This window comes from Pseudomonas sp. GW821-FHT02H09, assembly GCF_059421425.1.
This window is the reverse complement of the sequence record NZ_JBWKVA010000015.1, coordinates 45,755-69,470: the sequence shown is the minus strand read 5'-3', so window position 1 is coordinate 69,470 and position 23,716 is coordinate 45,755. Positions and strand designations below refer to the sequence as shown.

At 57.5% G+C, this 23,716-nt stretch carries 19 protein-coding genes and 3 pseudogenes; 7 read left to right on the top strand and 15 right to left on the bottom strand.

From position 1 onward, the window contains the following. Window positions 1–207: 207 nt before the first annotated feature. Window positions 208–389: pseudogene (locus AC07VR_RS19985) on the top strand (group II intron reverse transcriptase/maturase); the annotation flags it as partial. A gap of 123 nt (window positions 390–512) precedes the next feature. After that, on the top strand, window positions 513–2,204 hold the full coding sequence (locus tag AC07VR_RS19980; RefSeq protein ID WP_495012295.1) for a sigma-54-dependent Fis family transcriptional regulator: 1,692 nt from the start codon (window positions 513–515) through the stop codon (window positions 2,202–2,204). Window positions 2,205–2,222: 18 nt separating this feature from the next. Here the strand turns inward: AC07VR_RS19980 and AC07VR_RS19975 are convergent, their stop codons facing one another. The 11 genes from AC07VR_RS19975 to AC07VR_RS19925 form a co-directional block, all read right to left on the bottom strand. Beyond that, entirely contained in the window at window positions 2,223–3,422 is a 1,200-nt protein-coding gene (locus tag AC07VR_RS19975; protein ID WP_495012294.1) for an amino acid aminotransferase, read from the bottom strand. Window positions 3,423–3,720: 298 nt separating this feature from the next. Continuing rightward, window positions 3,721–4,458, bottom strand: coding sequence for an alpha/beta fold hydrolase (locus AC07VR_RS19970; RefSeq protein ID WP_495012293.1), 738 nt, complete (start codon window positions 4,456–4,458; stop codon window positions 3,721–3,723). 98 nt (window positions 4,459–4,556) lie between these two features. Next, window positions 4,557–5,564, bottom strand: a complete 1,008-nt coding sequence (cydB, locus tag AC07VR_RS19965; protein ID WP_495012292.1) for a cytochrome d ubiquinol oxidase subunit II — start codon at window positions 5,562–5,564, stop codon at window positions 4,557–4,559. 3 nt (window positions 5,565–5,567) lie between these two features. After that, on the bottom strand, window positions 5,568–6,968 hold the full coding sequence (locus AC07VR_RS19960) for a cytochrome ubiquinol oxidase subunit I (RefSeq protein ID WP_495012291.1): 1,401 nt from the start codon (window positions 6,966–6,968) through the stop codon (window positions 5,568–5,570). 444 nt (window positions 6,969–7,412) lie between these two features. Continuing rightward, entirely contained in the window at window positions 7,413–8,714 is a 1,302-nt protein-coding gene (locus AC07VR_RS19955; RefSeq protein ID WP_495012290.1) for an MSMEG_0569 family flavin-dependent oxidoreductase, read from the bottom strand. 56 nt (window positions 8,715–8,770) lie between these two features. After that, window positions 8,771–9,106: an MSMEG_0570 family nitrogen starvation response protein gene (locus tag AC07VR_RS19950; protein WP_494991663.1), complete on the bottom strand. Its 336-nt coding sequence runs from the start codon at window positions 9,104–9,106 to the stop codon at window positions 8,771–8,773. Between the two features lies 1 nt (window position 9,107). Then, the gene (locus tag AC07VR_RS19945; protein ID WP_495012289.1) at window positions 9,108–10,139 is read right to left on the bottom strand and encodes a sll0787 family AIR synthase-like protein; all 1,032 of its coding nucleotides are present in this window, start codon (window positions 10,137–10,139) and stop codon (window positions 9,108–9,110) included. Beyond that, entirely contained in the window at window positions 10,132–10,692 is a 561-nt protein-coding gene (locus tag AC07VR_RS19940; RefSeq protein WP_495012288.1) for an MSMEG_0567/Sll0786 family nitrogen starvation N-acetyltransferase, read from the bottom strand. The genes AC07VR_RS19945 and AC07VR_RS19940 overlap by 8 nt, the downstream gene beginning before the upstream one ends. Before the next feature lie 28 nt (window positions 10,693–10,720). Next, the gene (locus AC07VR_RS19935; protein ID WP_495012287.1) at window positions 10,721–11,803 is read right to left on the bottom strand and encodes an MSMEG_0568 family radical SAM protein; all 1,083 of its coding nucleotides are present in this window, start codon (window positions 11,801–11,803) and stop codon (window positions 10,721–10,723) included. Then, window positions 11,790–12,767, bottom strand: coding sequence for a Nit6803 family nitrilase (locus AC07VR_RS19930; RefSeq protein WP_495012286.1), 978 nt, complete (start codon window positions 12,765–12,767; stop codon window positions 11,790–11,792). The genes AC07VR_RS19935 and AC07VR_RS19930 overlap by 14 nt, the downstream gene beginning before the upstream one ends. Window positions 12,768–12,827: 60 nt before the next feature. Next, entirely contained in the window at window positions 12,828–13,310 is a 483-nt protein-coding gene (locus AC07VR_RS19925; protein ID WP_397452632.1) for an MSMEG_0572/Sll0783 family nitrogen starvation response protein, read from the bottom strand. A gap of 242 nt (window positions 13,311–13,552) precedes the next feature. On the opposite strand from AC07VR_RS19925, the gene AC07VR_RS19920 reads away from it, so the two are divergent. The 4 genes from AC07VR_RS19920 (at window position 13,553) to AC07VR_RS19905 (ending at window position 19,130) form a co-directional block, all read left to right on the top strand. Further along, window positions 13,553–15,460, top strand: coding sequence for a sigma 54-interacting transcriptional regulator (locus tag AC07VR_RS19920; protein ID WP_495012285.1), 1,908 nt, complete (start codon window positions 13,553–13,555; stop codon window positions 15,458–15,460). 321 nt (window positions 15,461–15,781) lie between these two features. Beyond that, a complete protein-coding gene (locus AC07VR_RS19915; RefSeq protein WP_495012284.1) occupies window positions 15,782–16,591 on the top strand; it encodes a Pnap_2097 family protein in 810 nt (269 codons plus the stop codon). Then, window positions 16,588–18,696 carry a methylmalonyl-CoA mutase gene (scpA, locus tag AC07VR_RS19910; protein WP_495012283.1) on the top strand — a complete coding sequence of 703 codons (2,109 nt, stop codon included), beginning with the start codon at window positions 16,588–16,590 and terminating at the stop codon, window positions 18,694–18,696. Before AC07VR_RS19915 ends, scpA begins: the two co-directional genes overlap by 4 nt. Window positions 18,697–18,737: 41 nt before the next feature. Then, window positions 18,738–19,130, top strand: coding sequence for a methyl-accepting chemotaxis protein (locus AC07VR_RS19905; RefSeq protein WP_494991671.1), 393 nt, complete (start codon window positions 18,738–18,740; stop codon window positions 19,128–19,130). A 118-nt stretch (window positions 19,131–19,248) separates the two neighbouring features. Here the strand turns inward: AC07VR_RS19905 and AC07VR_RS19900 are convergent, their stop codons facing one another. Continuing rightward, window positions 19,249–19,482 (bottom strand): DUF2790 domain-containing protein, encoded by a 234-nt coding sequence (locus AC07VR_RS19900; protein ID WP_494991672.1) that lies wholly within the window; start codon window positions 19,480–19,482, stop codon window positions 19,249–19,251. A 241-nt stretch (window positions 19,483–19,723) separates the two neighbouring features. Here AC07VR_RS19900 and AC07VR_RS19895 point away from each other — a divergent pair. Then, window positions 19,724–19,884 (top strand): annotated as a pseudogene (locus tag AC07VR_RS19895) (helix-turn-helix domain-containing protein); the annotation flags it as partial. Window positions 19,885–19,936: 52 nt separating this feature from the next. Here AC07VR_RS19895 and AC07VR_RS19890 read toward each other — a convergent pair. The 3 genes and pseudogenes from AC07VR_RS19890 to AC07VR_RS19880 form a co-directional block, all read right to left on the bottom strand. Next, window positions 19,937–20,566: pseudogene (locus AC07VR_RS19890) on the bottom strand (M20/M25/M40 family metallo-hydrolase); the annotation flags it as partial. A gap of 232 nt (window positions 20,567–20,798) precedes the next feature. Beyond that, the gene (locus AC07VR_RS19885; protein WP_495012282.1) at window positions 20,799–22,046 is read right to left on the bottom strand and encodes an OprD family porin; all 1,248 of its coding nucleotides are present in this window, start codon (window positions 22,044–22,046) and stop codon (window positions 20,799–20,801) included. A 173-nt stretch (window positions 22,047–22,219) separates the two neighbouring features. Beyond that, on the bottom strand, window positions 22,220–23,716 hold the full coding sequence (locus AC07VR_RS19880; RefSeq protein WP_495012281.1) for a benzaldehyde dehydrogenase: 1,497 nt from the start codon (window positions 23,714–23,716) through the stop codon (window positions 22,220–22,222).

Sequence of the window (23,716 nt, the reverse complement as noted above, 5' to 3'; positions counted from 1 at the left end):
AGATCGCTATCCGTTTTGTGCAGCGCCCTGAATCGGGTTTTGGAGGAAGGTTGCTGAACGCTTGCCGTGAGGAAGACTCGGCAGAGATTGTTCTTCTCCGACAGACTGTCTTCTTTGCGATCGCATTCGGACGCTAAGCTTGGCCTATGGATGACTCAGATTATTTGCGCCTGCTGACCATCGCAACCGAGCAAGCCAACACGTTCGAGGGCGTGCAACCTGATGCACCTGGGGCTTAACGAAGCACGGGCCTGTAAGTCAGCGCTCAATGGTGCGGCCCATGGTGGCACTCGGGGGCGCCTCATGTGAATCAGTCGTTGCCGAAGAAGCTGTGGGATCGACTTGGGTTGGTCTCAATACTGGATACGATAAACGGCTTAGCCGCATAACCTGAACCGCCGTATACGGAACCGTACGTACGGTGGTGTTTCGTCGAAGGTGTCACCCTGCCCTCTAATCTTCTGCCCAGCACCATCGCTAACTCCTGGGAGCGATCACGTGAAGCAGGCCTGTTGCCCTGGCAATCCTGGCTAGCAGAACAGGACGACGGTCTGCTGCCGCTTGATGAGACCGACCAGCAACTCGCGCAATGCGTGCAACCAGAAATCGACCGACTTTGGCAGCAGATCGGCGGCGCTTCATGGACAATTTTCTGCGTTAACCCGCGGGGTGTCATCGTCCACGCTCGTCAGGCGCGCACGCTCGCTGGGCCACTGCTGCCGTTGCAAGTTGGACGCCGTATTCAGGAGTCCGACATTGGCACTACCGCGCCCAGCTGCACATTGGCCGAAGGTGTTCCGATGGTACTGATCGGCAACCAGCATTACCTCAGTGACTTCGAGCATTTCTTTTGCGTGAGCGTGCCCATCCGGGGCCTGCAGGGTGAAGTGATTGGCGCGCTGGACATCACCGGGATCGGCGACCGTCAGGCCGGCGCTGTATTGGAACAATTGAGTCACGCGGCTATGGCGGCCGAAAATCGCTTGTTTACCACTCTGGGCGATTGCCGGACCCTGTCGCTGCAGCATGACCCACGACTGTTGGGTACGCCGTTACAAGGCCTCCTGGCAGTTGACCATACAGGCCGCATTCAAAACGCTAATCGTGCTGCCCAGCGATTGTTGGGACTTGAACAATTTCGACCAATAGGCAAGCGCATGGACCACCTGTTCGAAGAAAGCAGCGCAATCGATCTGCACCGAACACCACAGCAGTTGACCCTCAGCGACGGTTCTCGGTTGTACGCACAGGTGATCGAGCAACGTCGAGAATCAACTGCGCAACACGTCTCCTCCCCGCTCCTTTCCGTGTCAGTACTGGGCGCCGATCCTAAGCTCAATCATCAGTTGGACAACGCCCGAAAGGCCTTCGCTGCGAGCGTCCCCATTTTGCTTCAGGGTGAAACGGGAACCGGTAAAGAGGTATTCGCCCGTGCTTTACATGATCAATGGAACGCCCAAGCGCCCTTCGTTGCGATCAACTGCTCGGCGATCCCGAAAAGCCTGATAGAGGCTGAGCTTTTCGGTTATGTGGAAGGCACTTTCACCGGTGCGCGCAAAGGTGGGGCCAGCGGACAACTGGAAGCTGCACAGGGCGGAACCCTGTTACTCGATGAAATCGGTGATATGCCGGCGGCGCTGCAAACCCGTTTATTGCGGGTACTCCAAGAGCGCGAAATCACTCGTCTAGGCAGCACGACACGGCGAGCTCTGGATGTACGGGTGATCAGTGCCACCCATTGCGATCTGCAGCAACGCATGGTTGAGCAAAGCTTTCGTGAAGACCTCTATTACCGCCTCAATGGCCTGCAAATCAGCTTGCCAGCCTTGCGTGAGCGTCAGGATCTGAACACCTTGATCGACCGCCTGCGTCAACGCTACGGTGCTCCACCGCTGGAACACCAGGCATTACTGGCTCTGCACCGCCAGGCCTGGCCAGGCAACATTCGTCAACTGGAGCAGACACTGCGCCTTGCGGCGGCGCTGGCCAGTGACGAACCGATGATACTGCTGGAGCACCTGCCAGCAGCTATGCGAGTGGAAGGTGAGCAGGAAAGACAGAGCGACTTGCAGGACGTCATGCGCCGTACCGTCAAATCAGCGCTGCAGGCCAACGCCGGAAATATCTTCGCAACTGCCAGCCAGCTCGGTATTTCCAGGACCACGTTGTACAAAAAACCGGGGCGAATCACCAGACCTGAGTAACCTGCATCACAATAGGTTTCACGCCTTCCAGACCTCGATCAACGCATGAGCAACGCAAGGCAAGTTAGTCCCGTTTAGCCCCGCCATACACATGCGACCGCTGCCAATCAGATAAACACCAAATTCATCGCGCAACCGTTCCACTTGCGATTGAGAGAGACCGGTAAAGCTGAACATACCCTTCTGCTGAACGAAAAAATCGAAGCTGCGTTCGGGCAAGGCTTCTGTCAGGAGTGCCGCCAACATCTGTCGCATACTTGCGATGCGCAGACGTATTGCTTCTACCTCTTGCAACCACAACGCATGAAGAATGGGATCGCTCAGCACCTTGGCGACAATTTCAGCACCGAATCGCGGCGGACTGGAGTAGTTGCGTCTTACGGTCGCTTTCAGCTGGCCAAGCACCCTGTGCGCTGTAGCAGAGTTGTCGCAAACCACCGATAAGGCCCCGACCCTTTCGCCATAAAGTGAAAATGTCTTGGAAAAAGAGTTGCTGATTACGCAGGTCACGCCAGCTGACGCCATGGCGCGAATGGCATAACTGTCTTGAGTCATACCATCACCGAGCCCCTGATAGGCAATATCCAGGAAAGCGATCAATCGACGCGCCTCAAGGACTGGCACCAGAATATCCCACTGATCGTGGGTAAGATCGGCCCCGGTGGGATTATGGCAGCAGGGATGCAAGAGCAGAATACTGCCCTCTGGTAACGTCTGAACGGTCCGCATCATCGACTCGAAGTCAACCTTGCCGGAGGTTCGATCGAAGTAGGGATAACCGTGCACAGCGAGCCCGGCCCCGGCAAATATCGCCCGGTGATTATCCCAGGTAGGATCGCTGACCCAAACAGACGACCGAGGAAAATTGTCCCTTAGAAAGTCGGCCCCTACCTTGAGCGCGCCCGATCCTCCCACCGTTTGGATTGTGACTACCCGCCCTTGGAGAACAGCTGGGTGCGTCGAACCGAACAAGAGCGATTGGACATGTCCTCGGTAGACGTCCAGTCCTTCCATAGGTAAGTAGAGGGAGGGCTCCGCCTCCTCGGTACAGAAAGCCGATTGTGCACGCGACACGGACTCAAAACTCACTACATTGGCGTGATCGTCGTAACACAGACCAATACTCAGGTTGACTTTAGTGGGGCGAGGATCGCTCTGGAATTTTTCCATCAGCGACAAAATAGGGTCGCCCGCATAGGGTTGAACGTTGCTGAACAATCGATTTACTCCTGAATGCAGAATGACGAACGAGGTGCCAAGTAGCCCAACACCTCGCTCGCACCCGGATTACAGCGTCACACGGTGCAGTATTGCCTGACGAAACTCAGCATGACTTGGCGAGCATGCAGGGTTTCTCCCAACGTGGCCTGTATCACCAGTGCGCACCTGGGGGGAATTTCAAGGACGCTTTGTCATGCGTGAGATCGGCTTGAAACGATTGGGTAAGCCGGCCAGGATTGGTTGGAATCAATCCTCCCTTTTTATCCCGCAGTGTATTGCCGACTCTCGTCACCTCTTAGTTCGCGTCGGTAGCAGCCCTCAACACCAGCAGGTCAACGAGCTCCCCAGGCACGGAAAGAAACGGCTCGTGGCCGCTTTCCAGGGAAAACACATTGGTGATTCCGGCACGTTCGGCCATGAGAGCCTGAAGCTCAGGGTGAAGTACCCGGTCCTTGCAGCACTGGATATAGTCCTTCGGTAGGTTCTCGAAGTCCGCTGTCCAAGTCGCGGGTGTGATGATCGGCTTGAGAGCCTGAGGACGAAAACGCGGAACGGCCTTGATAATCGCATCCTGCGTACAATCATTCAGGAAGGTATCCGCGATGCTGTTTGGAATCAGTCGGGATGCTATTCCGTTGTCAACCATTTCCATTTGGGGACCGCCGCCGTCAGGTAAATGGCCTTCAGCGGCCAAAGAAGCCACTGACTCGCCGGATCGCGGCAGGAAGGCGCATACATATATCAACCGCGCGAACAGCTCAGGCGCAAGCGACGCAGCGGCAGTAATGGCAGCGCCGCCCATGCTGTGCCCGACCAATACCAGTCTTCCTGACTGCATTGCCCGAGCCTCAGCGACAATTGCCTCGGCATAGCTCGCGAGCGTCACGTTTGTTACGGGCGTTTGATCATTGCCGCTACCTGGAAGATCGAGCGCACGCGCTTGGATCCCTCGATGCTCCAACAGGTCAGTTACCTCTTCCCAGACCCAGGCCCCCTGCCAGGCGCCATGGATCAGTAGAATACTCGTCTTCATAGTGTTTGCTCCTGTATGGCCGTGATACCGAACGGTTTCGATTGCTCATCACAGCCTCTTCAAGCTCGCCGAACTTCCGTTCGGCGAGCACTTTTGATTTAGTGGTAACCATCCTCATGGCGGACTTTGCCGCGGAACACGTAGTAGCTCCAGAATGTGTATCCCAGAATGAACGGCAGGATGAATAACGCTCCCACCAGCATAAAACCTTGGCTTTGCGCGGGTGCAGAGGCCTCAACGATAGAGATAGAAGGCGGAATGATATTTGGCCACAGGCTGATACCCAATCCGCTGTAACCCAGGAATACCAAGACCAGTGTCAACAGGAACGGTGCGTAGTGAGCGTTACGCGATATGGCACGCAGAAGCATGCCAACCGTCACCACCACCAGAATAGGCACCGGTGCAAACCACAACAGGTTGGGCATCGAGAACCAGCGCCCGGCGATATCACTGTGCACCAACGGCGTCCAGATACTCACCACAGCAATCACCGCTAGCAGAACCAGGACCAACGGGCGGGCCAGCACATGCATCTGTTCTTGCAGTCGGCCCTCGGTCTTCATGATCAGCCATGTGCACCCGAGCAATGCATAAGCCACCACCAGCCCCAGGCCACAGAACAGACTGAACGGCGTCAACCAATCCAGGGCAGCACCGGCGTATGTACGATTTATCACCGGAAAACCGTCGATGAAGGCACCCAGGGCGACACCTTGGAAAAAAGTCGCTACCAAGGAGCCGCCGATGAAAGCCTTGTTCCAAATATGGCGTTTTTCGGCCCGTGCCTTGAAACGAAACTCAAAGGCGACGCCACGGAATATCAAGCCCACCAGCATCAGTACCAAGGGTAGGTACAACGCCGACAGGACAACCGCGTAAGCCAGTGGAAAGGCGCCAAACAGTGCAGCTCCTCCGAGCACCAGCCAGGTTTCGTTACCGTCCCATACCGGGGCGACCGTGTTCATCATGACATCGCGGTCTTTCTCGCTGTTGACAAAGGGAAACAGAATCCCGATCCCCAGATCAAAGCCATCCATGACCACGTACATCATGATTCCGAAAACAATGATGATTGCCCAAATGAGCGGTAGATCAATTCCCATGACTCAGTTCTCCTCATCGGCGGCAGAAAGCGGCCGAGCGGGTGTGCGTGACTGCCCCGGACCACCATGAGGTGCATGATCGGCATAAACCTGAGGACCTTTCCTTACCAGGCGCATCATGTAGCCAAGCCCCGTACCGAACAGTGCAAAATAAACCACCACGAATATCAGCAGGGTCGCACTCAGTTGCTGGACACTGTGTGTGGCTACCGCATCGGCAGTACGCATCACGCCATAAACCACCCACGGCTGACGACCCGCCTCAGTCGTAATCCAGCCTGCCAACAACGCGATCAAGCCCGACGGCCCCATCCACAAAGCTAGATACAGGAACGGGCGGCACTGATAGAGCGTGCCACGGCTGCGCAGCCACAGGCTCCAAAGGCCTACTGCGATCATTAGCATTCCAAGACCCGCCATCACTCTGAAAGTCCAGAAAACGATCATGGAGTTGGGACGATCTTCAGGCGGGAATGACTTCAATGCCGGGATCTGTTTGTCGAGGCTATGGGTCAGAATCAAGCTACCCAGGTAAGGAACTTCCAGCGCAAAACGGGTTTTTTCTGCTTTCATATCCGGCAGACCAAACAGGATCAGCGGCGTTGGTTCATTCCCTTCGTTTTCCCAATGCCCTTCTATCGCTGCAATTTTCGCCGGTTGATACTTCAAGGTATTGAGTCCGTGCATATCGCCAATCACTGCCTGCAACGGCGCGACGATCAGCGCCATCCACATCGCCATCGACAACATTCTGCGGATCGCCGGATTGTTTCGTCCGCGCAGCAGATGCCAGGCAGCAGAGGCACCCACAAAAAAGGCTGTCGCGACAAATGCAGCTGTCGCCATATGCATCAAGCGGTAAGGAAATGAAGGATTGAAGATCACGGCAAACCAGTCCACTGGGACCACCTGACCATTGACCACTTCATAACCTTGCGGCGTCTGCATCCAGCTGTTGGATGCCAGAATCCAGAAGGTTGAGATGATGGTGCCGATCGCCACCATCACCGTGGCGAAGAAATGCAGCCTGCGGCCGACACGATTCCAGCCAAACAGCATGACGCCGAGGAAACCGGCTTCCAGGAAGAATGCCGTCAGTACCTCATAAGTCAGCAGCGGCCCGGTGATGGAACCGGCAAAATCAGAGAAACGACTCCAGTTGGTCCCAAACTGGTAGGCCATGACCAGGCCGGAGACCACGCCCATACCGAAATTGACCGCGAATATCTTCGACCAGAAGTGGTACAGGTCACGGTAGGTATCGTCGCGAGTCTTCAGCCACAGGCCTTCGAGCACCGCCAAATAACTGGCCAGGCCAATAGTGATGGCGGGAAAGATGATATGGAAGGAAACGGTAAAGGCGAATTGGATTCGGGCGAGATCAATCGCCTCTAGGGCTGACATAGAACATCCTCAGACTGATAAAGCGGCGAGCGGAATACCAGTGCCATCGGTCCCCCAACCAGGATGCTGCTTATTGGCGTTATGCACACGAGGAACAGGGGAAGTTAAGTGGCGAAACACTGCTTCATCACAACCCATGAGGGGCACAACATAGGCTGCGTCGCTTCGCCCCTCCCTGGTCGAAGCCTCTGATCAAGTGTTATGCAACGCTCGAACAGGCCACTCCTTTGTTGAGAAATATCCTCTAAAACTGGACTGCATTACAGAGTCAGATAAGATCGAAAAATACATATCAGATACAGAGGAAAAGCCAGTTTTGATGCTCAAATAACGGCAACTATTCTCATCAAAATTTACAAGCGCTGACAGTTGATGAGTCAGGTGTCAGCAACACCTGACTCATCAATACTCAGATCGGAAATAGCCACACGTATCAGGTTCTGCCTACCTGGAAGCGGAGCGCCGTAACTGCGCATTCAACTCCGTCTGCGAATCGACTATGTGCTCGACCAGATACTGCGCATCCCGCGCGACCCCGGAAAAACGCCCGGAGCCCCAGGTGTACAGCCACGGCAACCCGAGGAAGTACAAACCCGTCTGCGCCGTGACCCCACGCTGGTGGCCCGGATGACCACGACCGTTGAACACAGGGGCTTCTACCCAAGCGAAATCTGGAGTGAAGCCAATGCACCAGATGATGCTGGTGATGCCCTGCGCTTGCAGGTCCAGTTCACTGCGCTCCTGCTCGGGCGTCCAGACCGACTCATAACGCTCACCGGCTGGAGCGACAATCGAGTGTTGCTCGATGTATTTATCGATCGATGCGTTGATCCGGTTGTAGACCGCGTCAGCGCTGTCCAGGCTCTCGCCCAGGTTGCAGGAAAACTGCAAGCGATTGCCTTCCAACCCCTCAAGACGACCAAATAATTCCATACCTTCGCGAGCAAAAGTGCGCAGGTCGATATCGCGCCCCCCATCTCGGCCGGTGACGTAGTGGTTGGTGTTGTCGCGCACGCCTTCACGCAGCGGATGGGTATCAACGCCGATATCGTAGTAGCCCATTTCCGCCAGCCAATCGACCACGTCCTTGCCACGGTAAAAGCGCGCGCAACGCGGCGCGTCGCCGACCGCCAGAAAGACCTTGCGCCCGGCCAGGTGCAGGTCCTCGGCGATCTGCGCGCCTGATTGCCCTGAACCGACCACCAGTATATTGCCAGCGGGTAAAGCCTGTGGGTTGCGGTATTGCTCGGAGTGAATCTGATGGATGCCCGCTGGCAGACGCTCGGCCAGGCGCGGGATGATCGGCGTGTGATAGCCGCCCGACGCGACAATCACCTGATCGGCAGTGAACTCGCCTTGCGAGGTGTGTATATCGAAACCACCAACGGCTCGGGGGACCACGCGCTGCACCGCGACACCTTCACGGACCGGGGCATTGACCGATTTGACGAAGCCGGCCAGGTACTCGTTGATCTGATCCTTCTTCATGAAACCGTGAGGATCGCTGCCGTTGAAGCCGTCGGTATAGGTATAACCCGGCAAAGCGCATTGCCAATTGGGCGTTACCAGACTGAAAGCATCCCAGCGCTGGTTGCGCCAGGTGTGGGTCAGGCTGTGCTTTTCCAACACCAGATGATCGATGTCCTGTTGTTGCAGGTAGTAGCTGGCGGATAATCCGGCCTGACCGCCGCCAACGATGATCACACTGTGGTGTGGAGGTTTGACTGTAGTGAGGTGACTAGCCATGGGGTGCTCCGGAACATAATGAAAAAAATAAGGGTTGAAGGGGAAAGACCGTTGAATCAAAACGAACTCCAGCCCGCGCTAATCACCTGGCCTACGCCTTCGGTACGCATGCTGAGAACGTCCACCTCACCAGTCTCGAACAGCTCGCCTTCGAGATAACTGGCCTGCCCCTTGAGCGAGCTCAAGGTGTCCATGGCCGAGCTGCAATAGAAGCCCTTGACCTGCTTGACCCGCTCCGAGGCGCTGTTCAAGGCGGCCTCCACGCGCAGCAGAAACTCGGCGAGCGGGTAACTGGCCCCCTCTTCCAGGTGTTGATAAATCACGGTCGACGGCGAATAGCCTGTCGCTTCCTTGCCATTGGGCCAGCGGATCTTGAAGTTGACGGCGGGCATGTCAGTGCTCCTGTTCGGTGAGTGTCAAAGGGCTGAGATCGAGATGGGGGTAGCTGAAGCCGGTAAATGCCTGCTCGCGCAGATTCCAGAATTCATCGTGCTGCTCACCGGCGCGGACCCGCAGTGAGCCACTGGCGTTGACCTGGCCGATGCGTTCGCAACGCACACCTTCGAAGGCGAAAGCGGCCTGGACCTCGCTCCAGTCCTCTCCCTCCAGGGTCATCACAAAGCCGTAGCTGGGGAACACTCGCAGCCAGCGCTCAAGATCGGCATCTGCTGGGCATGGCAGGGCCTGCAGATCAATGGTCGCGCCGCAGCCGGTGGTTTCCAGCAGCATCAGCAGGCTGCCTAGGACCCCGGCATTGCTGATGTCTTTGGCCGCCCGCAGCAAGCCGGCTTCGGCCAGTCGTGGCAGCACTTCGAGCTTGCTGCGCAGGCGCTCGGCCGGCACGCCTTCGAAGGCTTTCCAATAAGTGCTGTCGGCATGCCAATACCCCTCAAGGTCTACCGCCATGGCGATGACTTGACCGGGAGCCACGTGCAGCGTGGACAGCAGTTGGTGAGCGATGCCGGTGATCGCCACCGCCAGTGCGGTCGGGTTACCAGCGGCGAGGCTGGTATGCCCACCGGCCAGCAGCAAACCGTAGGCTTCGCAAGCCGCACGGATACCGGCCAGCACCTGCTGCGCCGCAGCGTTATCGTGATGCCAGTAAGCATTGACCACCGCTGTGGCGCGCCCGCCCATGGCCGCAATATCACTGACATTGGCCATGACCGCCGACCATCCGGCGAACCAGGGTGCGGTCTGAACGAAGGCCGGCAACATGCCTTCGATGGCCAGCAACTGGAAATGATCGCCACAGGCAATGGCCGCCGTGTCATCGCCTGGCATCGCGTAAAGTTGCTCGCGAGTCAGTGCCTGTTTTACCTGGCCGATGACGGCCGCAGGCTGCTGAATCGCCTGCTTTGCGCGCATCGCTGGAGTACAGCGCAACGTGTCGAGCAGCGCCGACAGGTCAAGAGTTTCAGTCATGACGGGCCACCTTCAGCGCACGCAGCGAGACCTGGCGCTGCATCAATGGGTAGCTCGACAACCGTGCCTGCATCAGGCAATGAGGCCGTCCAAGCAACTCCATATGTTCAAGGGTTTGCCAGCGCAGACCATGGAAGTACCTTTCGTTCTGTGCCTGCACCGTGGCGCGAAATATCTCGCAGCCCAGCTCCTTGGCTCGCGACACCGCTTCGTTGACCAACGCCTTGCCGATCATGCTGTGGCGCCGATAGGCCTGGTCCACACACAAGCGCCCGCCAAACCACAACCCAGGCTCTGGTTGATAGATGCGCACGGCACCGACCACCTGATCCGCCATACCGCAATTGCCGGCCAGGGCGACTATAGCGATGGCCTGAAAGTCGTGACTGTCCTTGTCCTGCGCCAGCAGTTGCTGCTCATCGGAGAACACCGAGCGTCGCAGGGCAAAATAGGCCTGTTTCTCCCAGTTTTCGCTGGCTGGCTTGACCACCAGCTCGCCGGCGCGAAACGGCTCGAAAGTGCTGTCGACCAAAGCAAACGCGAGGTTGGACATGGTGAACCCTCTCTAGGACAAAGCCTGCTTATTCGTAACTTTTCAGCGCCGAGCAGGCGCCACATTTAGCGCAGCCGGCGTTGATCTGATCGGAGTGCAAACCGTGACGGCGCAAACTGGCGCCAATCTGCGGATACAGCCGAGCCATCATCGCGCTGTCGGGTTTGGGGTGGTGGGCCAACGGCGTGCCGTCGATGGGCACGAACGGCACCACGAACGGATACACACCCAGTGCGCACAACCGCTCACTCATTTCACTGATCGCCGCCTCGCTGTCGCCCAGGCCGGCGAGGATGTAGGTACTGACCTGCCCCCGACCGAAGACTTCGACCGCCGCGCTGAATGCCTCGAAATAACGGCTCAGAGGAACCTCGGCCTTGCCCGGCATAATCCGTTGGCGCACGTCATCGGTGACCGCTTCCAGGTGCATGCCCAACGACACCACACCACTGTCGGCCAAACGCTGAAACCAGCGGTCGTCGTCCGGCGGCTCGCACTGGGCCTGAATCGGTAAATCGACCGCGGCCGTCACCGCAGCGGCGGATTCACACAGAATCGCCGCACCACGATCCGGGGTTTGCGGCGTGCCGGTGGTCATCACCATGTGCTTGACGCCATCCAGTTCCACCGCGGCTTTCGCCACTTCAGCCAATTGTTGCGGACGTTTTCGGGCGATGGTTTTACCGGCCGCCAGTGACTGGCCGATGGCACAGAACTGGCAGGAGGTGCCGCGATCATTGAAGCGTATGCAGTGTTGCAACACCGTTGTGGCGAGCACATCGCGGCTGTGCAGGGTGGCGATTTTCCAGTAGGGAATGCCGTCAGCGGTGCTCAAGCCATAGAACTTCGGCACACCGGGCATCTGCACCTGACCGACCTGCAGACCTTCGCGAAAGATCAGCGCCTGGCTGCCATCGGTGCTGGGTTGCGCCTGATAGGGCGAGTCCTGCGAGGCCTGATTGAGGATCGGCACCATCATGGTCCGGCTACCGGAACTCAGCGCCTTGTGGTCTGACGGCCCCGCTCCGCCTTGTCGAGACAAGCCGTTTTGCGCAGCAGGCCAACGCACGCCGTGGCATTGCAGTTCGGCGAGCAGTTCATTGGTTTGCATAATCGAACTCCTCGGCGGCGACCGCCACAAGGTGTGCACTGCGTTCATGCACATGCGCAGTGGGCGTGCGGTCGATCAACAGACTGAGCAGTTCCGGACGACTGTAATGCCCAACCGAATCCATCATCCGTTTACGCTTATCGATCAGTGCCAAATCGAGATCGGCAATCACCACCCCTTCACCGGAACGCAGCGGTTCACCGAGCAATTTGCCTTCAGGGGAAACGACGGCGGTGAAACAGCCACCCGAGATCGGGCCGAGGCCGCAACCGGTGTCTTGCATGATTTGGCCCTGCTGATCGGCGTCCAGCCAGGCGGTGGCGTTAACCACGAAGCAACCGGACTCCAGGGCGTGATGGCGAATAGTGACTTCAATCTGCTCGGCGAAAATGTCGCCTACCAGGGATCCCGGAAACATCGCGGCATGGATATGTTCGCCATCGGCCATCAAGGCATAACGAGCCAGCGGGTTGTAATGCTCCCAACAGGCCAGGGAGCCAATGCGCCCTACTGCGCTGTCGATGGCGCGCAGGCCGGAACCATCGCCTTGCCCCCAGACCATGCGTTCGTGATAGGTTGGGGTGATTTTGCGTCGATGCTGAATCAGGCTGCCATCGGCATTGAAGAGTAATTGCGCGTTGTAGATCGTACCGCCATCGCGTTCGTTGACGCCGATGGACACCACCATCCCTGCTTGCTTGCAGGCTTCACCGATGGCCAAGGTGGCGGCCGACGGCACTGTCACCGATTGATCCAGCAACTTTAGGTGCTGTGCGCCCATGGCAAAGGCCGGCTGCACAAACGAAAAGTACGGGTAGTAAGGCACCACCGTTTCTGGAAAGACGGCGAACTGCACGCCTTGCCGACCGAGGTCGATGATCTGTTGGCAGACCTTGTCCACGGTGCCTTCGCGGCTGTAAAGCACCGGGCTGATTTGCACGGCAGCGGCTTTGATAATCGGCATACCTGACTCCTGAAAAATTGAGGGCGACCGGAGCAAGTGGGTGCTTGCTCCGGCAGACGCTTAGGCCGTCCAGGTATCGATGATCATTGCGCCTTCACGGCGCATCAGCAGGCGCAGGTCCATCACGTCCAGCGGATTGATTGGACGGATGCCTTCGATCAAGGCCTTTTCGGTCTGGCCATAAAGGGCTTGCAGGGCAAAGCGACAGGCGTAAACCTCACCGCCCTCCTCCATGAACTGAATGATCTGCTTGTTCACCGCCAGGTGGCCGGGGAAAGCTTCGGCGCCCAGGGTCGGGAAACCTCGCTGCACACCCAGTTGCACGCCAGGTCCGTACAGCAGAATCTTGGTTTCGAAGCCCTTGCGCAGCAGTCGCTTAGCCTGAAGCATATTGACCAGGCCGATGGAGCCCTCGAAGGCGATGGTGTGGAAGGTGATCAGGACTTTCTCGCCGGGCTCGGCTTTGACGTCCTCGAAGACTTTCTCTTCGTAATTGACCAGGAAGTCGCCGTCTTTGTAATGGGGAATATCCACGGTTGGCATAGTGTCGCTCTCCAGTTTCTTCGTGCTTTAACGGCGGCCTGAGTTGGCTGCCGGGTTGCAGGAGATAGAGCGAACGCCGTGCCAGGAAATAAAATTAATTTTCGTTAAAAGCTAAGTTATTGATTAGGTTAAAGATACTTATCTGATCCGGTTTTTTATAACGCATCTGATGCTATCGGTGAATCACGCATTCCCGTAGAAATACGAACATTCGTAGCGGCCAATCACGAGATTTCGTACCCATGAACGAAACAGATTCCCTCAGCGGCTGGGCCGACCTGGCCTACTCCTCAAGACATATGGTGTTCGAGCATTGCGCTGAGGCCATTGCCCTGCTCAATCCGTTTTCCGATCGACTGGGCGACCTGAACATCGCCGCCTGCAAGCTGCTGGGCTACCCGCGCCAGGAGTTGCTGGAGTTGCCGGTGAGCAAACTGTTCGGCCATCAACTGGCGGACCTGATCGTGTTCACCCAAGCTGTGATGGACAAAGGTCGCGGCTGGACCGAAGAGCTGAGCTGCAACTGCAAGACCGGCGAACGCATCGAGCTGGAGATCTCCGCCACCACCTTGCAGATCAAGGGTGAGCAGCATCTTATTCTGGTGCTACGCGAGCTGAGCCATGAGAAATACCAGCGCGACCAGGCCCATACCGAGCGCACCATGCGCGGCGGACTGATCGAATGGCGCAACATTCTCAACCTGTTCCAGGAAACCGAACGCGACAACCAACTGCTGCTCAGCTCGGTGGGCGACGGCATCTACAGCATCAACAGCGACGGTCTGGCCACCTTCGTCAACCCCGCCGGGGCGCGAATGCTCGGCTGGGAACCGCAAGACATGATCGGCAAGAACATCCACCGCATTCACCACCACACCCACGCCGATGGAAGTCACTACCCGGTGGAGGATTGCCCGATCTACAAAGCCGTGCATGACGGGGTAGTCCATGAAGGGCGTCAGGAGGTGTTCTGGCGCCGAGACGGCAGCTCGTTTCCAGTAGAGTTCACGAGCACGCCGGTGATTTCCGACGGCCGCATCGCAGGTGCAGTAGTGGTATTTCGGGATATCACCGAACGGCGCAACACAGAGAACCAACTGCAAAACGCTTTGGAAGAGTTGAAAGTCCTCAAGCAACGCCTGGAGGAGCAAAACGCCTACTTGCAGGAAGAGATTCACATTGAACACAACTTCCGCGAGATCGTCGGTCAGAGCGAGCCGATCCTGAAGATCATCAAGCAGATCGACGTGGTCGCCCCCACCGACGCCAGCGTGCTGATCAACGGCGAGTCTGGCACCGGCAAGGAGCTGATCGCCCGTGCGATCCATCAGGCCAGCCGCCGCAACGCCAGCCCGCTGATCCGGGTCAACTGCGCGGCGATTCCCACCGAACTGTTCGAAAGCGAGTTCTTCGGGCATATCCGCGGCGCCTTTACCGGCGCCGTTCGCGATCGTGTCGGGCGCTTCGAGCTGGCCGATGGCGGCACGCTGTTTCTCGACGAAATCGGCGAAATCCCGCTGGAACTGCAAAGCAAACTGCTGCGGGTTTTGCAGGAGGGCCAGTTCGAGCGGGTCGGTGAAGAACGTACCCGCAAGGTCGATGTGCGGATCATTGCTGCGACCAACCGCGACCTGCGCCAGGAAGTCGCAGCCAGGCATTTTCGCGAAGATCTGTATTTCCGGCTCAACGTTTTCCCTATCCAGTCCCCCGCACTACGTGATCGCCCCATGGACATCGCGCCCCTCGCCGCGCATTTCCTCAAGCAGACTGGCAAGCGCCTGAACATGCCCGGACGTCGTCTGCGCAACGCGGATATCGAACGACTGCAGAACTACTCCTGGCCGGGAAATATCCGCGAGCTGCAAAACGTCATCGAGCGCGCCTTGATCACCTCGAACGGTGCCGACCTGAACCTCGACCTGCCCGAGGAGCCGAAAACCAATCTCCCAGCCACCCAATTGCCCTCCTCCTCGTCCACGATCATGACTGACGCCCAGTTTCGCGAGCTGGAGCGCAACAACATGCAGGCCGCGCTCAAGGCCGCCGACGGCAAACTGTTTGGCAAAGGTGGAGCAGCCGAACTGCTGGGCCTCAAACCTACGACATTGGCTTCAAGGTTCAAGCGGCTGGAGATCAAGCTGGAGGAATGATTCGACCGGGTTGCTGGTTATGGCACAAGCATGACCACGCAATCTCGTGAAACCCTCTACGAATATTCGTATTTTTATGCAATTGCGTAGTTCTACTACATCGCAAGTGACGCCCCGCAGAACCAAATAAGACAAAAATGTTATTTATTATCAAATAGTTAGCTCGCGCATAAAAAACTGTAAAAAGCTGGCACGACCTTCGCTCCTGAGTACTGCAACCGATAAGCCAAGTGGGCCATCGATAACAGCAGATCACGGATGCCTACCATGCCGACAACCTCTGCTTTCACCGTCACACGCCAAGAAACCTACCTGGCTTCGATGCCCAATCTGGCCTTCACCGGCCTTTCTGAAAACTGGTTATTGAAAGAATGTGGTCATCAACATTGGCTCGCATTGGCCCAATTACATAACCGGCCTCTGCCTGATTTCGTCGATGAGCAGGGGCGCATCGCCTATGCCGCGTTCACCGCCGTAAAAATGTGGGACTTGAAGCTGGAAGCCATCGTCGAGAACCGCCCGTTCCAGATCCATACCCGGATCGGACGTGGTGGGCAGGCCCGGCATTACAGCGAGCATGAGGTCAGACTTGGCGACCGCCTCGTGGGGCAACTGGCATTGCTGTCGACCTTCGTCAGCCGGCATGTGCCGGGCGACAATCGCAGTGTCAACAAAGCGTGTCTCAGGGGCTCTCAGGCACCCGTGACGCAGCCACCTGACGTGTTGCATGAACTGCATGCCGACAGCCGGAGAATACGCACCGGCGACTGGCACCGTCATTACGGCATTGATCGTCAATCAGGTGAAGCGGCGCGTCTGTTCGATTTTACGCCCTGCCCCGATGTCGACTTCAACGGTGCCAACCTGCTGTACTTCGCCAACTTCCAGGCCATGGTCGAGCGTGCGGAATGGGCCCTATTGGGATTGCGCCGCCCCGGTCACATTCGTCGGCGCGAGCTGCATTTCTACGGCAATCTCAATATCAACGACAGCTTGCAGCTCAGACTGCACCCTGGTCAGCCAGCCAATCGCGAATTGCACTGGTGTGAAGTTTATCGGCGCAGCGATCTCTTCAAACTGGCTGACGTTTTCACCCGGAAAATCCATCTCTCGGACTGCAGCCGACCATGAGCCATCCTCCTCTCTGGCGGCCCGAAGGCCTGCGACTCAAGTCGGTGTATCACAGCAGTGACCTGGACTGTCTTGAACACCTGCATAGCCTGCCAGGCAAAGCGCCCTTTGTGCGCGGGCCCTACTCGAGCATGTACCCGGAAAAACCCTGGACCGTGCGTCAGTACACTGGGTTCTCGGGAGCGGACGCGAGCAACCAGCGCCTGCGGCAACGTTTGGCCGAGGGCGCAACGGGCTTATCACTGGCCTTCGACTTGCCGACGCATCGCGGCTACGACTCCAGTAATCCTCAATGGCAGGCCGATGTCGGCAAGGCAGGCGTCGCCATTGATAGCGTAGAGGACATGGCTGAACTGCTGGACGGCATTTCCTTGGATGAGGTGTCGGTGTCGCTGACCATGAACGGCGCAGTGCTGCCCGTGCTGGCGGCCTTTATCGTCGCCGCCGAAGAATCCGGCGTCGCTTCAGAGCGACTCAGTGGCACTATCCAGAACGATATTCTCAAAGAGTTCACGGTGCGCAACACCTACATTTTTGCGCCGCAACCCTCTATGCGTATAACCACGGATGTTATTGGCTACTTAGGTGAACACCTGCCGCGATTCAACCCGATTTCGGTGTCCGGGTATCACTTCCAGGAAGCTGGTGCAGATGCTGTACTGGAGCTGGCACTGACGCTGGTCAACGCCAGGACCTATGCCGAGCACGTGCAAAACAGCGGCCTGAATCTGCAAAGATTCTGTGAACGAATCAGTTTTTTCTTCGGCATAGGCAGCGACTTTTTCACCGAAGTCGCCAAATGTCGTGCGGCCCGTTTGCTCTGGTTCGAGATCACCCGGAAACTGGGCGTGCGGAGTGAGAAAGGCCAGGCACTGCGCATGCACTGCCAGACATCAGGCTGGTCGCTCTGCGCTCAGGATCCACTCAACAATGTCACGCGTACAACAGTCCAGGCCATGGCAGCGGTATTCGGCGGTACCCAGTCGCTGCATACCAATGCCTGGGACGAGGCGTTGACGCTACCCAGTGAGGAGTCGGCAAGGCTGGCCAGCAATACCCAACATATCCTTCAGCAGGAAACCGGGCTCTGTGATGTGGTCGATCCCTGGGCCGGGTCCTACATGATGGAATCCCTGACGGCACAAATGGCTCAGCAGGTTCGCCAACGGATGACTGAGATTGATGCCCAGGGCGGGATGCTCCAGTCAATAGAGTCCGGCTGGATCAGCCAGGCCATCCATCTTCAGGCCATGGCGACCGAGGCCCGACTTGATGGCGGTATTCAGCGGCGTGTTGCTTCAAGTGCACAGGCGCAAGCTGTGGAGGAAGCAGCGTTGGCAATGGACAGTCAGGCACTGCGCGCCCGACAGTGTCGACGTCTCAGCCGATTGCGCCTGACACGCGACACCCCACGGGTTGAAACCCTGTTGCAAGCGATAACCGAGTGCGCACGCTCGGGTCAGGGCAACCTGCTGGCGGCAACCGTGGCTGCGATCAGGGCGCGGGCGACGCTGGGTGAATGTACCCAGGCACTGGAAAAGGTATGGCCACGCTTCAGGCAGGACCTGGATTTTCGCGCAGGTCACTATGGACCGGCTGTGAGTGAGCGCCCGGACTGGACGCAGGTATGCGGGCGCATCTCGACCTTTGTCGCTGACCATGGCCGTCCGCCCAGGGTTCTGCTGACCAAGCTGGGCCAGGATGGGCATGACCGCGGAATTCGGCTGATCGCCGCAGCGCTGGCCGATGCCGGTTTCGAGGTGCGCCTTCTCCCCATGTTCCAGACGCCGGTTCGGTTACTGGAATCACTGGATGAAGAAAACCAGGTGGATCTGGTTGGTATTTCGAGTCTGGCTGGGGCACACAACGAGTTACTCACTGAGCTGATAGATCTGTTGGGCGAACGCAAGCTCGACATACCGATGGTTGTGGGGGGAATCATTCCAGATGCTGACGCGCGTCGATTGCTGGATTTAGGGGTCAAGGCATGTTTCGGCCCTGGCCAGGATGTGATTGAAATCATTGAACAGCTAGTCGATCTGCTCGACACTTGTTTTAGCGCGCGGTATCGGAGGATTTCATCCCAAGAGTGGCCGACTCTTTGATTTGAATAATCCATTGGTCGACAAGAGCATGTTGTTCGGTTATGACCTGCAAGGTTTGGGGTGCATTGCTAATGGTATTAGCGGGTGCGGGCGTCTTTCTGATGGTTGAATTCGACAGCGTTAAGTTGTTGTATGCAGCCCCCATCAACATTTTGCTGCTGGTCGTAACAGTGCTCTATCACCGACAGCCCACAGTCTCATTAGAGATCGCAGGAGGCGATCATGGTCGTGGATTTGCTGTTGTCGCAGATGAAGTTCGAAATCTATCTCGACAAACTGCAGACTCCAGCTTTCAGATTCGTCAGATAGCTACCGGTTTGGAGAAGCCGGCAGACAACACGCATCAAGGGATCGAACTGCTAACCGATTCGACTCGGCTGGGCATGACAACGGACGAGACTGCGCTACAGTCATTGGGTGAACTGTGTGGGTAGCAGCGCCATAGCAAGGGTCGAAGTCATGGAGTGCATCATGCAGTGGTTAGCGAGCTTCCATGAATTAGCGACACAAGCAACCCGAATGGTCACTTGAAAAGTGGGGCTGTTCAATACGTTAAGCGCCTGAGCAGGTGCCCATCACCTGATACGTCACGCTATGGGTTTCGCCCTGATGGTCGATGTAGACCATCGTTGCAGGTACCACGTCACAAGCCGTTGACGTTGGTGTTACAGAAATCACTTTGGCGATGTCCAGATTTTGGTCACCGCGATACTGATCTACAGGTTCGTTGGCTGCCATCGCTGCAGTAGCAGTGATCGCCAGAATTACGCCGAGTAAAATTTTCATCGTGTCTTCTCCTCTCATTTGGTGATGGCTCAATTCTAATCCTGTGTTGGTTTCGATAAAGGGGACGTTAATTGATACAGCCTTACAAAAGACGCAACAGTCTGCACCGTTGGGAAAACTATGGACTTGCATAACTGCATGAGATTATTTGTCCGAGTCGAGGAGACTGGAAGTTTCACCGTCACGGCTAATGCCCTGGACTTTCGACTGCGCAGGTATCTCGACTGGTTAGTGGCAAAAGACTCTCGACGCCTTGGCCCGGCAGTGCGGTGTGAGCCGGGCAATGCTGTCGCAGATCGAGTCCGGTCGTAGCGTGCGCTCCATCAAAGTGCTGTCCAAAATCGCCAAGGCTTGAAGGTATTGGCAGCAGCCTTTCTAGAGCATCGGGTTTTGCCCGCAAGGTGGAAGACCATGGCAAGTATGCTGATACTTCAAACGCTCGAAACGGGCAAGATTATCCCCTTGACGGCCAGACCCTAGCCTTGGCCAATATCGACTGCAACAGCACGTCGGCTCCGGCCTTGGCCCAATGGGGATGAATTTCCTCGGCTTCGTTATGGCTGAGGCCGTCCACGCAAGGCACGAAAATCATCGCTATCGGTGCCACGCGGTTCAGGTAGAAGGCGTCGTGTCCGGCACCGGAAATCATCGGTCGATGGCTGTAACCCAAGGCTTCGCTGGAGGCCCGGACCACCTCGACGCATTCGCTGTCAAAGGCAATGGGTGCGTACTGGAAGATCTGTTTAACGCTGTGCTGCAGGCCCACATGGGCGCTGCGCCCAATCAGTTCGACTTCATACCAGCGCTGGCCCTGAGCACCGGTGACCACGCCGATGGTCAAGCCCTGGGCCTCAAGGATCGGCCCCTGCTCGATATGCAGCTCGAACGCCGCATGCACCGCCTGGCCGTCCACTAGATGAGCGCCGGCATAGCCGATCTGCTGTAGAGCCTGACCGAGGCTGACGCCCTCTCTATCGACCCGTGGCAGGCCGTAGTCGAGGTCGAACACCACGGCGCTCAACGGTTTGTTACTCGAGGACGGCCAATTGGCGCTGACCGCCACCCTCACCGGCCTTGGCTGCTCACTGCTGCGCGAGCCCTTGGTGGCGCCTCATGTCGCCAGTGGCGAGCTGGTGAAACTCTTGATCTGGAAGTCGATGATGGCCGGCAGTGCTACCTGTGCCGGCGCTCCAACAGTGAACTTTCGGCAGACGGCGCCAGCCTTTACGAGTGGATCAAGCGCAGCCTCGTGAAGGGATGATCGGCAGCCCGCGGGAGAACCGGCGATCATCTGCCGATCGACAACACAGTTATGCCTACCAGAACTTCCATGTGTAAGTCGTGATCAGCCGGTTCTCATCGAAGTCGGCACCGTAGCGCGTCTTCACCTTGATGTTGCGCCCCTCGAAACCCAGCCCTTGAAGCGGACCACTCTGAACCACATAAGACATGACGAAGTTGCGTTCGCTCTCGACGTTATCCGCAAGGTTAGCTCCACGGTTGATGTCGACGCCGCGTAGATAGCGGGTCATGAACTTGAGGCCCGGAACACCCAGCGCGGCGAAATCGTAGTCATAACGCGCTTGCCAGGAGCGCTCGCTGGCTTTGTAGAAAGCGACGGTCGACCAGTTCACCAGATAAGGCTGCGGCGCGTAGCCATTGAGTAATGGAAAGGCGTCGTCACCGAACATGCGTTGATAAGCGAGCGTGTAGGTGTTTCCTCCTTTTCTCAGCGCCGTCATAAGGCCCAGCGATCGGTTATCGAGGTCACCCGACAGCTGCTTCCCCTCCTCGCGACTGTTGTAGTAACGGACATCGTTCTTGAGGCTATAACCGTCCCTAAAATTCAAGGTGTACGCGAGCCCGAGGTAATGTTGCTGGTAGATGTCTTCCAGTTGACCGAAGTAATAGGTGGCGTTTAGCGCAGGGGTAAAGTCGTAACGTGCACCGGCGAAGTTGAGTCCGTCGCTGCTCTGGGCAGGACTGTCACCGAACAGGAAGATGTCCTCCCGATTGGACGATTCGCGCGTGGCAATCTTCCAGAACCTACCGGCGTTCAAGGTCAGTTTCGACCACTCCCGGGACTCAATGGTTGCCCCTTCAAAGGTGGTGACCAGCTGCCTGGAGTCGTCCATGTAGGCCACAGGCAAGGTTGGGCGTTGCTCGCCCACGCGGACTTCGGTGTTGGACATCCGCACTTTGGCGGTCAGGCCGGCACGACCATAGTCACGAACCGGTTCGCCCTTGCTGTTATCGAAGGGCAACACGGTGTCCGGCCCCCGCCCTTCACCGCCATCGAGCCGATAGGCAAACTGTCCGGCGGCGTCCAGGCCAAACTGGATCGGGCCATCGGTATAACCCGACTTGAATTGCAAATCGAAGCCCTGGCTCCAACTGCCGACACGAGACTTGGGGGCATTGCTCTGCTTGAAGTCCCTGTCGACGTAAAAGTTGCGCAAGCCGAGGTTGAGATGACTGTCCTCCAGGGCATCAGCCTTCACTGCGGGAGCGATTACGAAGGTCAACAAAGAGCCCAAAGTACCAAGACGAACAGAAGCTTTCATGACGCATTTTCCTTTCTTATTGTTGTTCTGCAAAAACTGAAATGCAGGGCACAGCCGAACCCCTGCAAATAGCGCAAGGCTTCGCCGGACTCACTCATGCATTTGTATAAAGGGCTGTATAAAGGGCGCCATCGCAGCGATTGCGCCGCCCCCCCAAGCGACAGGAAAGCGCGCTAGAACGGGTACTGGACTGGATCGTTCATCAGGCTGACCCACTGACGCTCGGTAAACTCATCAAAGTTCGCCGGGCCACCGTAACGACCGCCGTAACCGGAAGCCCCCATGCCGCCAAAAGGCACCTGGAATTCGTTGTTAACAGTCTGGTCGTTCACATGCACCATGCCGCTGTGAATACGCCCTGCCCATTCATAGCCGCGCGTGGCATTGGCGGTATGAATGGCAACCGCCAATCCGTATGGCGACGCATTGACCAGCGCCAAGGCCTCCTCGATATCGTCGTACACGACGATGGGCGCGACCGGCCCGAAAATTTCGTCCTTGAACACCGGCATTTCCGGCGTAACGTCGATCAGTACGGTTGGCCGGTAACACAGATCCTGGTATTCCCCTCCTGTGACCAACGTCGCGCCCTGGCCGATGGCGTCTTGTACCAGGCCATGTACGCGGTCGCGCTGCTGGGCGTTGATCAGTGGTCCAAGTTGCACGGCTTGGGTAAAGGGGTTCCCACAGGCAAGACGCTCTGCCCTTTCCCTGAGTTTCTCGGTGTAGGCTGCGGCCACTCTGCGATGGACAATGTGCCTTCCTGCCTGCATGCAGATCTGCCCTTGGTGCAGGAACGAGCCCCAGGCACCTGACGAGCTGGCCGCATTGAGGTCTGCGTCAGGGCAAACGATCAGGGCATTGTTGCCTCCCAGTTCCAGCGAACACCGCTTGAGCAGTGCGCCGCAGGTTTCGGCAATCCTGCGCCCCACAGCCGTCGAACCGGTGAAGGCAATCATCTTCACTGAAGGGTCGCTGACCAGTGCAGAACCGGTTTCTGCAAGACCGGGAAGCACCTGGAACACCCCTTGCGGCACACCCGCCAGTTCGAACAAGCGTGCCAGCAGCAGACCGCCGGTCACGCTGCTGAATTCCGAGGGTTTGAGTAGCACCGCATTACCCAGGGCGAGCGCCGGCGCAATCGAGCGCAAGGACAACAGCAACGGGAAATTCCAGGGAGAGATGACGGCAACGACCCCCATCGGCACCCGACGCCAGATATTGGTTCGCCCTGGCATGCTCGAGGGGAACACTTCGCCATTGGCTTGCATTGGCATGGCAGCGGCCATCTGCAACTGCTCGACGCAAACATTGAGCTCCCACTCGGCTTTGAAACGAGCGCCGCCACACTCACGGATATTCCATTCGATGAAGCTCTCGGCTTCCTGCTGCAGAAGTCGCGCCGCCTCTCGCAGTATCGCCGCGCGCTGATCGAAAGGCGTGGCCGCCCAACCCGACTGGGCTTGCCTGGCGCGCAGCCCAGCGCGGGCAACGTCCGCCGCACCGGCAATCCCTACGGTTGCCAGACGCTCACCGGTGGCAGGCTCATTCACCTGCATTTCGTGCTCGGCCGATTGCCAGGTTCCAGGATAAAAGCGTGCTTTCCAGCATTGCTCGTCAATAAATTCGGCGATAGACGCGTATTGATTTTGAAGGTTGGCGATAGCCAT

What these genes read in the sequence shown, in the direction of transcription:
- AC07VR_RS19920 (WP_495012285.1), top strand. Translation starts at nt 13,553, where the DNA reads ATGAACGAAACAGATTCCCTCAGCGGCTGGGCCGACCTGGCCTACTCC.
- AC07VR_RS19955 (WP_495012290.1), bottom strand. Translation starts at nt 8,714, where the DNA reads ATGGCTAGTCACCTCACTACAGTCAAACCTCCACACCACAGTGTGATC.
- cydB (WP_495012292.1), bottom strand. Translation starts at nt 5,564, where the DNA reads ATGGGAATTGATCTACCGCTCATTTGGGCAATCATCATTGTTTTCGGA.
- scpA (WP_495012283.1), top strand. Translation starts at nt 16,588, where the DNA reads ATGAGCCATCCTCCTCTCTGGCGGCCCGAAGGCCTGCGACTCAAGTCG.
- AC07VR_RS19970 (WP_495012293.1), bottom strand. Translation starts at nt 4,458, where the DNA reads ATGAAGACGAGTATTCTACTGATCCATGGCGCCTGGCAGGGGGCCTGG.
- AC07VR_RS19945 (WP_495012289.1), bottom strand. Translation starts at nt 10,139, where the DNA reads ATGACTGAAACTCTTGACCTGTCGGCGCTGCTCGACACGTTGCGCTGT.
- AC07VR_RS19885 (WP_495012282.1), bottom strand. Translation starts at nt 22,046, where the DNA reads ATGAAAGCTTCTGTTCGTCTTGGTACTTTGGGCTCTTTGTTGACCTTC.
- AC07VR_RS19905 (WP_494991671.1), top strand. Translation starts at nt 18,738, where the DNA reads ATGACCTGCAAGGTTTGGGGTGCATTGCTAATGGTATTAGCGGGTGCG.
- AC07VR_RS19935 (WP_495012287.1), bottom strand. Translation starts at nt 11,803, where the DNA reads ATGCAAACCAATGAACTGCTCGCCGAACTGCAATGCCACGGCGTGCGT.
- AC07VR_RS19925 (WP_397452632.1), bottom strand. Translation starts at nt 13,310, where the DNA reads ATGCCAACCGTGGATATTCCCCATTACAAAGACGGCGACTTCCTGGTC.
- AC07VR_RS19930 (WP_495012286.1), bottom strand. Translation starts at nt 12,767, where the DNA reads ATGCCGATTATCAAAGCCGCTGCCGTGCAAATCAGCCCGGTGCTTTAC.
- AC07VR_RS19960 (WP_495012291.1), bottom strand. Translation starts at nt 6,968, where the DNA reads ATGTCAGCCCTAGAGGCGATTGATCTCGCCCGAATCCAATTCGCCTTT.
- AC07VR_RS19940 (WP_495012288.1), bottom strand. Translation starts at nt 10,692, where the DNA reads ATGTCCAACCTCGCGTTTGCTTTGGTCGACAGCACTTTCGAGCCGTTT.
- AC07VR_RS19880 (WP_495012281.1), bottom strand. Translation starts at nt 23,716, where the DNA reads ATGGCTATCGCCAACCTTCAAAATCAATACGCGTCTATCGCCGAATTT.
- AC07VR_RS19950 (WP_494991663.1), bottom strand. Translation starts at nt 9,106, where the DNA reads ATGCCCGCCGTCAACTTCAAGATCCGCTGGCCCAATGGCAAGGAAGCG.
- AC07VR_RS19900 (WP_494991672.1), bottom strand. Translation starts at nt 19,482, where the DNA reads ATGAAAATTTTACTCGGCGTAATTCTGGCGATCACTGCTACTGCAGCG.
- AC07VR_RS19915 (WP_495012284.1), top strand. Translation starts at nt 15,782, where the DNA reads ATGCCCAATCTGGCCTTCACCGGCCTTTCTGAAAACTGGTTATTGAAA.